The sequence below is a fragment of the Shewanella loihica PV-4 genome, from assembly GCF_000016065.1.
Lineage (GTDB): Bacteria > Pseudomonadota > Gammaproteobacteria > Enterobacterales > Shewanellaceae > Shewanella > Shewanella loihica.
In genome coordinates this window covers 3,982,035-3,995,029 of the sequence record NC_009092.1, presented here as the reverse complement: position 1 = coordinate 3,995,029, position 12,995 = coordinate 3,982,035, and the positions used below count along the sequence as shown (strand labels likewise).

The 12,995-nt window shown below is 56.4% G+C and carries 13 protein-coding genes; 9 read left to right on the top strand and 4 right to left on the bottom strand.

The features are described 5' to 3' along the window. The first annotated feature begins 108 nt into the window (after positions 1 to 108). Positions 109 to 687 carry an LON peptidase substrate-binding domain-containing protein gene (locus SHEW_RS17330; protein WP_011867145.1) on the top strand — a complete coding sequence of 193 codons (579 nt, stop codon included), beginning with the start codon at positions 109 to 111 and terminating at the stop codon, positions 685 to 687. 66 nt (positions 688 to 753) lie between these two features. Beyond that, entirely contained in the window at positions 754 to 1,662 is a 909-nt protein-coding gene (locus SHEW_RS17325; protein WP_041406745.1) for a pseudouridine synthase, read from the top strand. 34 nt (positions 1,663 to 1,696) lie between these two features. Here SHEW_RS17325 and SHEW_RS17320 read toward each other — a convergent pair whose 3' ends face one another. Both SHEW_RS17320 and SHEW_RS17315 read right to left on the bottom strand, forming a co-directional pair. Beyond that, positions 1,697 to 3,547, bottom strand: coding sequence for an alkaline phosphatase D family protein (locus tag SHEW_RS17320; protein ID WP_049766593.1), 1,851 nt, complete (start codon positions 3,545 to 3,547; stop codon positions 1,697 to 1,699). A 32-nt stretch (positions 3,548 to 3,579) separates the two neighbouring features. Continuing rightward, entirely contained in the window at positions 3,580 to 4,263 is a 684-nt protein-coding gene (locus SHEW_RS17315) for an MliC family protein (protein ID WP_011867142.1), read from the bottom strand. A gap of 201 nt (positions 4,264 to 4,464) precedes the next feature. Between SHEW_RS17315 and yegS the strand changes: the two genes are divergently transcribed. From yegS to SHEW_RS17290, 5 genes are all read left to right on the top strand, one after another. Continuing rightward, the gene (gene yegS / locus SHEW_RS17310) at positions 4,465 to 5,388 is read left to right on the top strand and encodes a lipid kinase YegS (RefSeq protein WP_011867141.1); all 924 of its coding nucleotides are present in this window, start codon (positions 4,465 to 4,467) and stop codon (positions 5,386 to 5,388) included. Continuing rightward, on the top strand, positions 5,388 to 6,311 hold the full coding sequence (locus SHEW_RS17305) for a dTDP-4-dehydrorhamnose reductase family protein (RefSeq protein WP_011867140.1): 924 nt from the start codon (positions 5,388 to 5,390) through the stop codon (positions 6,309 to 6,311). Before yegS ends, SHEW_RS17305 begins: the two co-directional genes overlap by 1 nt. Before the next feature lie 69 nt (positions 6,312 to 6,380). Continuing rightward, complete coding sequence (locus SHEW_RS17300; RefSeq protein WP_049766592.1) at positions 6,381 to 7,568, top strand: sensor histidine kinase; 1,188 nt, start codon at positions 6,381 to 6,383, stop codon at positions 7,566 to 7,568. Further along, positions 7,565 to 8,101, top strand: coding sequence for a response regulator transcription factor (locus SHEW_RS17295; RefSeq protein WP_011867138.1), 537 nt, complete (start codon positions 7,565 to 7,567; stop codon positions 8,099 to 8,101). Before SHEW_RS17300 ends, SHEW_RS17295 begins: the two co-directional genes overlap by 4 nt. 200 nt (positions 8,102 to 8,301) lie before the next feature. Beyond that, positions 8,302 to 9,282, top strand: a complete 981-nt coding sequence (locus tag SHEW_RS17290) for a sensor domain-containing diguanylate cyclase (RefSeq protein WP_011867137.1) — start codon at positions 8,302 to 8,304, stop codon at positions 9,280 to 9,282. A 75-nt stretch (positions 9,283 to 9,357) separates the two neighbouring features. Here SHEW_RS17290 and SHEW_RS17285 read toward each other — a convergent pair whose 3' ends face one another. Further along, the gene (locus tag SHEW_RS17285) at positions 9,358 to 11,415 is read right to left on the bottom strand and encodes a TonB-dependent receptor (protein ID WP_011867136.1); all 2,058 of its coding nucleotides are present in this window, start codon (positions 11,413 to 11,415) and stop codon (positions 9,358 to 9,360) included. A gap of 514 nt (positions 11,416 to 11,929) precedes the next feature. On the opposite strand from SHEW_RS17285, the gene SHEW_RS20865 reads away from it, so the two are divergent. Both SHEW_RS20865 and SHEW_RS17275 read left to right on the top strand, forming a co-directional pair. After that, positions 11,930 to 12,085 (top strand): hypothetical protein, encoded by a 156-nt coding sequence (locus tag SHEW_RS20865; RefSeq protein WP_190272400.1) that lies wholly within the window; start codon positions 11,930 to 11,932, stop codon positions 12,083 to 12,085. Between the two features lie 105 nt (positions 12,086 to 12,190). Beyond that, positions 12,191 to 12,565: a GFA family protein gene (locus SHEW_RS17275; protein ID WP_011867135.1), complete on the top strand. Its 375-nt coding sequence runs from the start codon at positions 12,191 to 12,193 to the stop codon at positions 12,563 to 12,565. Between the two features lie 171 nt (positions 12,566 to 12,736). Here SHEW_RS17275 and SHEW_RS17270 read toward each other — a convergent pair whose 3' ends face one another. Next, positions 12,737 to 12,946 (bottom strand): TOBE domain-containing protein, encoded by a 210-nt coding sequence (locus SHEW_RS17270; protein ID WP_011867134.1) that lies wholly within the window; start codon positions 12,944 to 12,946, stop codon positions 12,737 to 12,739. Positions 12,947 to 12,995 lie beyond the last annotated feature (49 nt).

The following is a 12,995-nucleotide window of genomic DNA, read 5'->3' as shown; positions in this document are numbered from 1 at the left end:
AGTAATTTTGACAACTGCTACACTTTATCATTATTGCTCCTTGGTTAATTTTTAGTCGCACTGACACGACACTCACGGCGATCACCGACCAAGGGGGAGGAGGTTGCTATGTTGACTCAAGAGATGGCGTTGATCACCCGCGACGAACTACTTTTGCCCGACGGCAGAATAGAGATACGAGTGGCGGGGCCTAGCAGCTTGAAACTGATTGCCGAGGTGCTCAAGGGGCACTTCCCCCTGGCCTTTGCCATGTCACGGCCTCAGGCCAATCCCCCCTGTTATCCGCTGGCGACTCAGTGCGAGATCATAGACTTTAATCAGCTCGAAGACGATTGTTTAGGCCTGGTGCTGGAAGGCAAGCAGAGGGTGAAGATCTTCTCGGCGGCCAAGCGACGCGATGGTAACTGGATCGCCAGGACGCTCAGCTGTAACAATTGGCGTGAAGAGCCTATAAAGGGCGAATTTGAGCTGATCAGTGCGGCGTTGGAGCAGTTCTATCTGGTCAATCCAGCCTTGCAGGAGCTATATGCGGATCTGCACTTGGAAGATGCCACCTGGGTCAGCCAGCGTTGGCTCGAGGTGCTGCCCCTGTATAATCGTGATAAGCAGGTGCTGGTCAATCAGCCCGACTGTCACAAGACGATGGATTTTGTACTCGAATTGATCAAGTCCCACGCCGGGCAATAATTTGCTCTCATCCGGGCCGCAATTTTTGTTACCATGGCCGCTCCTTCATCTTTAGGCCTTTCTGTCATGGTTCGCGCGGCTCAAGCCTCCTTCATCGTCTTACCTCAAACCCAAAATCCCCCGGCGAGTGTTTACGACTATTTCTGTCAGCGGTTCGATAATATTTCCGCAGGTGTCTGGCGCGAGCGCTTCATCCAGGGCAAGGTGCATTGGCAAGATGGTCAGCCGCTGGAACTTACCACAGCCTATCGACCTCAGCAGAAGGTGTACTATTACCGCGAGGTCGCCCATGAGGCGCCGCCTCCCTTTAGCGAATCGATTCTGTATCTAGATGAGCAGATAGTACTGGCCAACAAGCCCCATTTCATGGCTTTGCATCCGGGTGGTGAGGTGATCAATCAGTGTTTAATCAACCGGCTAAGGGAGCGCACGGGCTGTGAGACGCTGATCGCCGCCCATCGTCTGGATCGCGCCACCGCGGGCATAGTTCTGCTGGTCAAGCAGAGTGACAGCCGCGACGCCTACCATGGCCTGTTTCGCCATGGACAGATCACCAAGGAATATCAGGCCTTGGCGCGCCTTACCCCAGAACTACTGGCTGAGTATCACGCCGGTAAACTTAGCCTGCCCAGACGCTGGACGGTGAAGAATCGCATCGATAAGGGCACACCCAGTTTTACCATGCGCATCGTCGACGGCGAGGCCAACAGCCACTCGGAGATCGCTCTGGTGAGCGTCGAGGGAGAGATTGGTCGTTTCGAGCTGATGCCGATCACCGGCAAGACTCATCAGCTGCGCCTGCACATGAACAGCCTGGGGATGCCGATCCTTAACGATAATTTCTATCCGACTCTATTACCCAGAAGCGCCGAGGATGTTGCCCAGCCGATGAAGCTGCTGGCGCGTCGTCTCGCCTTCACTGATCCGGTCACCGGTCGAAAGCTGGATATCTGCCTGCCGGAACTGTCTGTTTAGATCTGTTGCTGACCGGGCCTAGCCCTTGCGAGACTTAGCCTTTGCGGGACTGGCGCGGCGGTAAAAACTCTGTGGTGCTCATGTCGCCATGGAGTACGGCGATCTTGCTGGGCGCCCCATCTTTAGCGAAGCTGACTAGACCTATGCCGCTGGCGTTGATCAGCCGCTGACTGCGCATGCCGTTGGGGCGGCGGCCGCGAATCGACATGCGTTTGCGTTTGGTGAACCAGTTCAGCGGCGAGAAATGGCCATAGAGCCAGCCGTTAAACTTGTCGAACACGGGTAACAGCTTCTCGGGAAACTGATTCTTGATGCCGCTCGAGGTGATCTGATAGATCTGCGGTCCCTGAGTGCGAAAGCGGATCCCTATGTCGTAGGCGAAGGAGTAGTGCACATCGCCGGAGAGGATCACAAACTGCTGCGGCGTCTTGCGGTGCAGGAAGATGCTCAGCAGGGTGTTGGCCGTGCCAGGGTGCGCCATCCAGTTTTCGGCGTCCACCAGGAGCGAGGCGCCGATAAAGGTGGCCGCGCGCTGCACCGCCTCGATAAGCTTCACCCCGAACATGGGCGCCGCCGAGACGATAATCACCTTCTCCTGTCCCACCAACTGCTGCTGAAATTCCATCAGGGCCTCCCAGTCCATCAGACCGGAGGGCTTGGCCAGGTTGGATTCGCTGCGCCATCTCTGGGTGCGGGTGTCGAGCACCACCAACTTGGGCGAGGTATTGAGGCTGTAGTGCCACTGGTCGAAGCCGAGCAGGGCGTCGATCAGCTCGTCATGCTGCGCCTCCTCACGACCGGCGAGAAACTGTTTGAGCTGGGGCAGAATTGCAGCGCTAAATTTGTCCTTCTGATTGCCCAGTCCCTGAAACACCAGATAGCCGATCAGCGCATTACCTATGATGCGTTTAGAAAAAGCATGGCCATAGGCCGCCTGTTCCCATTTCGCCGTGAGGTTCCAGTCGTCCGTGATGTCGTGATCGTCGAAGATCATATAGGTCGGCAGATGCGCCAGCAGGCGTCTCACCTTGGTCAGCCCCGCCTTAAACTCGAGTAAGTGAATCCACTCTCTCTGCCATCTCTGCTGATTGGCGGGTGACAGGCCGGTCACCTCCTTGGGAATATCGATGAGTTGCCACAGCTCTGGGGACCAGGTGAGCAGATAGAGGGCGACGATTTCCGCCAGACTCACCAGGTGATTCTCGGCGATGGAGGAGGTGAAGATGGGGTGATTGATATACCAACGCACCAGGGCGCTGCCGGCCGGGTATTCGGTGCGCGGCAACAGCTTCTTGTGCCTCTGGTACATGGCCGCCGGGTGGTAGCTTATCTGCTTGCTATGGGTGAGCGGCGCCTGTTGAAACTCTTCCTCATACAGGCCCAATATCTCTATGACTCTGCCGATGGCGTAGAGCATGGGGCCGGCGACATCATCGACATAGATCTGATCGCCACTCAGCATCATCAGCGCCGGACGCTCGGCCACATCCGGTCCATTCTCGAGCAGGGTATCGGCGGCGACCATGGCATCGCTGCTGTGATGATGGGCGTTGCGACAGGAACCGTGCAGCAGGGTATCGATCTCTGGCTTGATCACCAGATTCGGTGTCTGATTGTCGCCATAGGTCAGCTGCGTCAGCGGCGTGAGTAGGTCACCGTGATGGCTGTCGCTAAGGCCATAGGGAATGCAGGTGTCGAGAGAATTGAGCCCGGGCTTGCTCAGATAGATGAGGTAGAAGAAGGCGTGAGTGCCTAGCTCCAGGCACTCGATTGCGTCATCAGCAAGCAGGTGTTGGGTCTCACCCAGGGTGAGGGTTAATTGCGACAGCGGCTCACTGGTCACCAACGTCAGGGTGAAATGGTCTACGTCGCAGTGACGCAGCATGGGGCCTGTCAGCAGCAGAGGCAGTGTCATGATCAGTCGGCGAGCTTACAGATCATCGGCTCGGCGCCATAGCCCCAGGTGATGCGCGCCTCACCTTGGTGCTCCCATAGCGACTCGTTGCGCCCCTGATAGCGGCTACCGCTGCCACTGGGCTGGCTGTACATGAGCGAGACGCTATCGCCGAACTCGGCGATTAGGGTTGCTGGCTCGGTGGCAAAATAGCTCACCACCACCTCTTTGGCGGCTATGCCATCGCACTGGTAGCTGACCTCGGCGCTGGGGGCGATGAGGCGATATCTGGCCTGCAGCTCGGCGATACGCATCTGGTAGTTGTCAAACGCGCAGCTATGTTTGTCGTCACTCTTCCAACATTCGTCGCGCCCCTTTATCCAGCCTCTCTGTTCGGCTTTCAAGAGTGGCGGCTGCTCGTTGACGGCCTTGGCACTGGCGGCCTGGTAGACCTCGGCCAACTGGCGATCCAGCGCGGCAAGTTCGCTGTCTTGGCAGACCAAGACCTCTATGCTGGAGAGTTTGTCACTGCCACAGTCGAAGCTGGGCTGGTTGGCCGTGTGATTCTCTGGCTTGTTTGGCGCCTGATTCTCGGTTTGCGCTGCAGAGCGCGCTTTCGAAGAGGGCTCGCTATTGGTTTGTGTGGCCTGCTGGCTGCAGGCTGGCAGCAGTATGCTGGCAATGGCGAGTAAGACTAATCTGTTCATGGTTAAGCTCCGAGCTAAGGCCTGATATCCTTGATAATTTAAGAGGATATCCTGTTGCGCCGAGCGCGGCAAATTCCCTTGGATTAAACTCGTTTAATGGTGTGGTTCGGCTGCCAGTCAGGTTTAGCCCGTCGCGGCTTGCTGCTATCATGGGTCGAGTGCTTGGCGCCTTGTCAAAGGCAATTCAGTTGGAGAGTAAATATGAAGCTTCGCATCATACTCAATGGTAAGAAGGCCGGTGACGAGCTGCTGCGTCAGGCGATCGCCAGCGTGCGCGCCGATCATGAGATTCAGGTGCGAGTCACCTTCGAGGCTGGAGATGTGGCCCGTCTGGTGGATGAGGCCATCGCCGAGGGCTGTCAGCGTTTGGTGGCGGCGGGTGGTGATGGCACGCTCAACGAGCTGGTTAGCGCCCTGATGAACCATGATAAGGATAAGCGCTGCGAGCTGGCAATCTTGCCGCTGGGTACCGCCAATGACTTTGCCACCGCCGCCCGGGTGCCAGCTGATCTGGAGGCGGCGCTGAGGCTGGCGGCGGAAGCTTCTGCCTATGATGTGGATGTGATCCGCGCCAACGACAGGTATGTGGTGAATATTGCCAGTGGTGGTTTCGGCGCCCAGGTCACCGCCAACACGCCGCTGGCGCTGAAACACTTTCTCGGTGGCGGCGCCTATACCCTGTCCGGGCTGGTGCAGGCGCTCAATTTCAAGCCCTATGACGGCGAATTTACCATACATGGCGAGGCCAGCCAGCAGCAGTTGTTGGTGGGCGCCGTGTGTAACGGCCGTCAGGCCGGTGGCGGCCAGGTGCTGGCGCCGGATGCCTATATCAACGATGGCCTGATGGACTTAGTCGCCCTACATCAGTTTCCCATCGAGGCCCTGGCGCAGGTGATCGCCGAGTTGCAATCGCCCAAGGCCGACAATGAGTATGTGAAATATCATCGCGATACCCAGGCCAGCTGGCGCTCCAACCCGCCTATGCCCATCAATCTCGACGGCGAGCCTATCGCCGAGTCTCATGTGGAGTTCGAGCTTAAGGCCGGCGCGATCGCCATGGTATTACCCGAAAATTGCCCCTTGCTGCAGCCGGGTAGTGAGCCGACTAACAGAGAATCCCATTAATGCTGAAGATAATGATAACTGGCGCCACCGGCCTGCTGGGGCGCGCTTTAGTTGAGCAATTTGCAAAAGAGCCGGTGACGCTTTTGACCTGCGGCTATTCGCGCGCCGGTAAAGATACCCATAGGCTGGATCTGACCGACGAGGGGGCGGTAAAGCAATTTATCGAGACCCACAAACCCGAGGTGATTCTACACTGCGCGGCCGAGCGGCGACCGGATGTGTCTGAGCGTGACCCCGAGGCGGCAAAGGCCCTCAACCTGGCCGCGACTCGCCAGCTCGCCCAGGCGGCTAAGGCTAATGGTGCCTGGCTCTGTTACATCTCCACAGATTATGTGTTCGATGGCACCTCGCCCGATTATGGCGAAGAGGACCAGACCTATCCGCTCAATTTCTATGGCGAGACCAAGCGTGAGGGGGAGCAGGCACTGATTGAGGTGTCCAGAGAGTTCGCCGTGCTACGTCTACCCATCCTCTATGGCCGGGTCGAGTCGCTGGATGAGTCGGCGGTGTTGGTGATGTTAAAACAGCTAGTCAATCAGGTGCCTACCCAGCAGGATGATTGGGCGGTGCGCAGCCCCACCTCGACACTGGATATCGCCAACGCCCTGGTTAAGCTGGTTGCACGTCAGCAACAGGCGGGCGATGTGGCGGGCATCTATCATTTCACCGGCACCGAGCGCATGACCAAGTACCAGATGCTGCTTAAGATGGCCGAGATAATGGGGCTGAGCAGTAAGCACATCTCGCCTCAGTCGAGCCCGAGCGACCTGGCCAAGCGACCCAAGGATTGCAGCCTGAGTATGGCGCGCCTCAAATCTTTGGCAATAAAGAGTGAAATCGACTTCGAACAGGGCGTAAAATACAGCCTGTCCCGCTCGGGTGACGCCCTGGCGAAGATAGGATTAGTCTTTGATCTCAAATAGGAAAGCAATGTGACGACTCTGAGTTATGGCCGCTATCGGGCCGCCGACCAACTGGCCTTGCTGCGCATCATGGCCTTGATGCTAAAACTCTGTCTCACCTTCCTGTTTGCCGACACCTTCGGTCTGTCGCTCCATAGCCCGGCGCTGAATCTCACCCTGATCCTCGAGGCCTTCTATTTAAGCTTCACCTTCTGGCTGAGAAAGCCCCTGCTCAGTAGCGAGTCTGGGCTGTTTATCGCCCTGGTGCTCGACACCCTGCTATGGATCTCCTGGCTCTATTTCTCCGGTGGCGCTACCAACGCCTTCATCTCCCTGCTATTGCTGCCGATAGCCATCGCCGCCGTGCTGCTGCCCTTCTGGGCGCCCTGGTCATTGGCCCTGCTGTCGAACCTGGCCTACAGCCTGATGCTGTTTACCATGCCGGAGAGCGCCATGAGTCATCACGGCATGGATATGCAGTCTCACTACCTGGGGATGTGGGTCAACTTCATCATCTCCTCCCTGGTGTTGACCACGAGTGTGGCCCTGCTGGCCAAACGCATGCGGCGCCAGGATGCTCAGCTTGCCTTTATGCGTGAGGCGCAGTTGCGTCAAGAGAAGTTGATCGCCCTGGGTACCGCCTCGGCGCAGATGGCTCACCGGCTGGCGACCCCACTGGCTAGCATGAGGTTGCTGGTGGATGAGTTGCAGGAGGAGGCCGATGGTAATGGGCCTGCGCTGCAGGAGATGCAATCGGCACTGACGGTTTGCGAGTCCACCCTGACGGCGCTGCGCAGCGCCACCGAATCGATCCGCGAGGGGGCGCAGCGGCTGGAATCCGCCGAGCAACTGCTGAGCGGCTTGAGTGAGCAGGTCAATCTGCTTATGCCGGCGGTGAAACTGTCGTTGGAGCCAGATGATGGCCTCGACAGGCTGCAGTTGCGGGTCGATGCCAGCCTGCAGCCCGCCTTACTGGCGCTCATCGAGAATGGTGCCAGGGCCAGTCAGGAGGCGACGGGCGAGCAGAAGGTGAGCTTCTCCGCCCAGCGTCAGGGGGATGAGCTGGTGCTTGGGGTGCGCGACTTCGGCCCGGGTATTCCGGCGTCTTTGGTGCAGCAGCTGGGGCATCAGATAATCGAGGAGCCCAAGGGGATGGGGGTCGCCCTGTTGCTCAGCCATGCGAGCCTGGAGCGTCTGGGCGGGCGCTTGATCCTCGGCAGTCATGTGGATGGCGGCGCCGTGGCCCAGGTCTACCTGCCGATACAGGGGGCTGCATGAAGCGCTTATTGATCATCGAAGATGAGCAGAGTTTCGCCGGGATCCTGGCGCGGCGCATGGGCAAGCACGGCTTTGAGTGTGAATTGGCCCACGATGCCACCCAGGCGCTGCTTAAGGCGCGTCAGTTTAAACCCAGCCATATTCTGCTGGACATGAAGTTGGCCGAAGACAATGGCCTGGCACTGATCGCGCCGCTCAAGGGGGCTGTGCCCCAGGCCGTGTTGGTGCTGCTGACCGGCTATGCCAGCATAGCCACCGCCGTCGAGGCGATGCGTCTGGGGGCCGATAACTATCTGACCAAGCCGGCGGATACCGCTACCCTGCTGAGGGTGCTGGACGACAAGGCGCCCAAGGCGATCGCCCCCGAGGTGGATGAGGCGCCCCTGAGCCCTAAGCGGGTGGAGTGGGAACATCTACAGCAGGTGCTGACCGCCAACAAGGGCAATGTGTCGGCGACGGCGCGGCAACTGGGAATGCACAGGCGAACCCTGCAGCGCAAGCTGCTCAAGAAGCCTCAAGATATCAGTCAATAAGCTTGCTAGAGCATTGCTCTAGTGAGCATTTCATCCCATAATTTAATAAAAGATGTATTTATAATGTTTATTATTTGGGTTTGAATTGCTCTCCGTTGACCTCTATGCTCTAAGGCATGGCTAGTTCACAGGCAGGTGTGTTTGACCTGAGGTCAAGACGCTAGGAAGGCGATTTCGTTATCCTCAAGAAAGGAAAGGCGATGTCGACAGAATCTTTGTACAGCAGTGAACGCTTTCTTCTCGATAATCCTATCGATCTCATCTCGCTCGATAAATGGCAGAAAACCGTTAACCTGCTGGCCCACGTGTTTAACGCGCCGGCCAGCTTCTTGGTGCAATACACCCCGAAGGGGTTTCAGGTGACCATCGCCAGCAAGCAGGTCAGCAATCCCTATCCGTCTGGGGTGGTGATCCCCCCCGATACCAATATTTTTTGCCGGCGCATCGTCGAAACCCAGGCGGCGCTCTATGTGCCCGACGCCAAGGTAGATCCTTGCTGGGACACCAATCCCGAGGTACAAAACGATGGCTTCTCCTCCTATCTCGGGGTGCCGGTGTTTTGGCCCGATGGCCGCTGTTTCGGCACCTTCTGTGTGATGGACTATGCCAAGACAGAGTATCAGGACAGCTATATCGAGCTGATCCACGAACTCAAGGAGATCCTTGAGGCGGATCTCGCCCTGCTGGATATCTACGGTGAGCTCAAGCAGCTGGCGCATCTGGATGACCTGTGTCATATCAATAATCGTCGTGGATTTAATGGGTTAGCCAGACAGCGAATGAAGCTGGCTCAGCGCAACGACAGCCGTCTGGCGATGCTCTATATCGATGTCGATAACTTTAAGGGGATCAATGACGGTCACGGCCACTCGGTGGGCGACGAGGTACTCAAGTTGCTGGCGGGGATCATCAAGCAGAGCGTCAGAGGGTCAGATGTGGTTGGGCGCATAGGCGGCGACGAGTTTGTGGTGCTGCTCATGTGTCAGAGCGATGAGGATGTGATTGCCACCGAGACGCGCATCATGCAGGGGCTGGATAATGCCATGCTCGACAGCCATCTACCCGAGGTGACTGTGACCATAGGCCATAAGATAGTGGATCAGGATGCGCGACTGGATACTCTGCTGGCTCAGGCCGACGAAGATATGCTGCGCCGTAAACGTGACAAACAGGCGTTGTAGATAAAAAAAGCCCCGAGCGTGCAGGGTGCTCGGGGCCGGGAGCGCAGTGGAGGGTTCCCAAAAACGAGTTAACTGTTAGAAGCGATACTCCCCGGTGAGCCAGGCATTCATGCCAGTGCCCGGCATGCGTTGCCCCGGCGTTAGGTCGGCATTGAACACCCGGTTGTAGCCGCCGAGATGATCTTCATAGTCGATATCGAACAGGTTGTTGACCCCAGCCTTAACCAGCCAGTTTTGTCTGTCGTAGGCCAGTACCAGGTTGACCAGGCCGTAGCCCGCGCTGGCCTGCTCGGATTGACTCTCTGATACCTTGTCCTGAGCCGCCACCATCACCCCTTCGATGCGGGCAGACCAGTTGCCTTCTCTGAAGTTGAGCCCCAAATTTACCTTTGGCGGTGCTATGCGGTAGAGGTTGTCGTCGATGTCGCGGCGCTCGCCGCTGACATAGCTGGCTAGGAGATCCAGCTGCCACTGATCTGTTATCTCATAGCTGGCGTTAATATCCATCCCCAGTAGCTGGGCATCGACATTGGCAAATTCCATCGGATCTTGGCTGCCCATCATGTTGGCGGCCATGATCACCGCGGGATCGGTCGACTTCACCCCCTGAATATAGTCGTCGATGCGATGCAGGAAGACTCGTGGGCTGATGCTTAGTCCCTGGCGGTTGAAGTCGGCGCCCAGCTCCAGCTGATAGGCGGTTTCCAGATCCAGATCCATCTTGCCCACATAGGTGCGCCCGTCGGCGAGTCCACCGGTCGATTGCATCGGGATCCACAGGTATCTCTGCTGATAGCTGGCGCTGTCCTGTTTGCGGGCCAGCCCGAGTATCCAGGTTAACTCCTCATTGACCCTATAACGGCCGTTGATCACCAGATCCAGCCCCGTCTGCGCCTGGGTGCGATCCGCCTGGTTATATCTGTCCATCAACACCTTGATGGCCGGCATGGCGCCAGCCATTGAGTGGCTGACCTCATCGGCATCGGTGCGGTAGTGTTTCACCCTGGCGCCGAGCTGCCAATGCCACTGGTCGATATCCTGTTGCCATTGGGCGAAGGCGCTATAGGTATCGTCCTGCACCTTGTTGAAGTTGTCGACCCTGAACATGGGTTTGGTGGGATCTGTGATCAGCGAGTTGTGTTCACTCAGCTGACTGTCGAGGCCAAACAGCCAGGCATCTCTGCCCAGTGTCAGCGCCATATCATAACTCTGGCTCTCGGCGTTGTTGTAACGGGCGTTGGCACTCTCTGGCTTCTGACGTTCGCTGAAGTTGTCCATGCCGTGTCTGGCATCGCTAAAGGCCAGATGCCAGTTGAGATCCCAGGTATCGAGCCTGTGCTCACCTTCGAGTTTCACCCTGTCGGTACGGATGAAGTCGATATCCATAGGCAACGCCGGGGTGCCCGCCTCTGTGGTTTCCAGATGTTGATAGCCGATGGCGATGGACTCATCGTCCAACCCCTTGTCGCTGAGGTTTAAGCGGTATTGGCCGCCGATGATCTGCTTGTCGTAGCCGGTGGGAGAGAGGCGAAGATCGTCGCCGGATTTCATATCCTCATCTCCATGCATGAGGTCGCCATAGACCAGCAGGGCGTGGTTCTTTCCACCCACATTGACCTTGGCCCCCAGATGGCTCTGGCCGCCATTGCCTTGATACTGGGCGGCGATGCGACCCTGAGTATCGTTAAAGCTGGCCTGGGATTCGATCACCTTGATGCTGCCGCCTACCGTGTTAGTGCCGGCCGAGACGGGGGCTATGCCGCGGTGCATCTCGATGCGCTCACTGTTGATCAGGCTGGCATAGCTCAGCGGAGTGTCCATGGCATTGGGGCCTGCGCCGGCGAGGGAGACACCATTGACCTGGGTATTGACTCTGTCGCCGAACAGGCCGCGATACTGGGCGATGCCGGTCAGCGGGCCGTTACCGTTGACGGCCGTGCCTGGGAGCTGGGTGAGCAGACCGCTGATGTCACTGACGGGTGCCTGGGCCTCGGGCGTCACCGAGGTATAGCTACCCTGGTGGGCACCATGGACTTCGATGATCTCGAAGGCGGCTTCTTGAGCCTGAGCAAAGGGTAGAGTCAGCAAGGCAGTGCCGATTGAGAGCGTAAGGAAAGAGAGACGCAGCGCCATAATCTTGTAGTTCTTAGGTAGTTAGGTGGCGGCATTGTGGCAGCCCTGCTTAGGCCTGACAAAGGCAATCTCAGATAGTGCGACAAGGTGTCGCACCCGGTGCGCGCCTGAGTGGTTTGGCAGCCAATTCTTGGCTTTTAGGCTCGCCAGGAATTGATATTCAAACAAGTGTTTGCTTTATCAATCGGGTGTGAGGCGTTAATTTTGATGGTCAGAAGATTAATTTTTTTAAGGATACGAGTAGCTTGGTTTATGGTTTTTAAAAGATTGAATACAGAATTCAGTTTATAAAATTCTTTATAATTAATGCTTTGCGATTTACTGGTTTCTGCGTGCAGCTTTTGTTGGTTTATTTGTATGACCAATAAAATTCATTGACATCAATAGTTTTCAGTCATTTAATCAAATTTAAGTGTTTGATAAATTAAACGCGGCGGGCGTTTTGTTGTGCTCTCAAATACTTAATTAGGGTCGGGTGAATTACCGACGGGTGAAGATGAATTGGGTATTGATTATGGAACACGAAACAAACACAGCGCACAGGGTTACCGAGACTGAATCTGATCATGGCGCCATGACACGTCGTCAATGGCTGCAGGAGATGTTGGCGGGCAACGAGACAGATCTTAAAGATGAAGAGCCAGATTGCTACATCCTGGGATATAACTGATCGCCATTATCGCCAGCGGTAACCGCAGCCAACTAGGCCTTGTCTTGATATAAGAGAGTTAACCCTTTAGGTTAGGCATGACTTAAAAAATAAGGATATTTTGACATGCAGCTCTCTTGTCATTGTGGGCAGGTACAACTGACCCTGGCGACGCCTCCAGAAACGCTCACCTCTTGCAACTGCTCCATCTGCAGCCGCTATGCCGCCCTGTGGGGCTATTTTGATCCCAAGGAGGTCAGCCTGAACGAGCTGGCACCGTCCGGCCAGGAGGAGAGTGCGTTTGTGGGGTATAGCCATGGGGATAAGTATCTGGTCTTCTACCACTGCAAGCGCTGTGGCTGCGTGACCCATACCATGACGACGGACAAGGTGAGCGAGCCCAGGATAGCGCTGAACTTCAGGATGGCACCAGAGGCGCTGCGCGAGAAGATTCAGATCCGCCACTTCGATGGCGCCGACACCTGGCAATATCTGGATTAAAGGCGCCTAGATTAAAATCGCCGGGATTAAAAGCGCTTAGATTAAAGTCGCTTAGATTAAAGTCGCTTAGATTAAAGCGTCTCGATTTTATCGTTTAGACTAAGCGGTGTCGGCATAGGGCATCTGTTTTAACGTTCCAGCCCTATGCCTAAATCAATCTCGAAAGAGTAATTAGTCGACGGCGATCATCACATTGCTTGCCTTGATGATGGCATAGGCTTCGCCGCCCACCATCAGACCCAACTGCTCACATGATTTCTTGGTGACCACAGAGGTGATCTCAACGCCCGGAGCTAGCTCGATCACCACTTCGTTGTTTACCGAACCTTCTTCGATTGCCTTGATCTTACCGGTAAGGTTGTTGCGTGCGCTAATTTTCATACTAATTTATCTTCCTGTTAATTAATGAAAAAGCCATGGTAACCCTTAG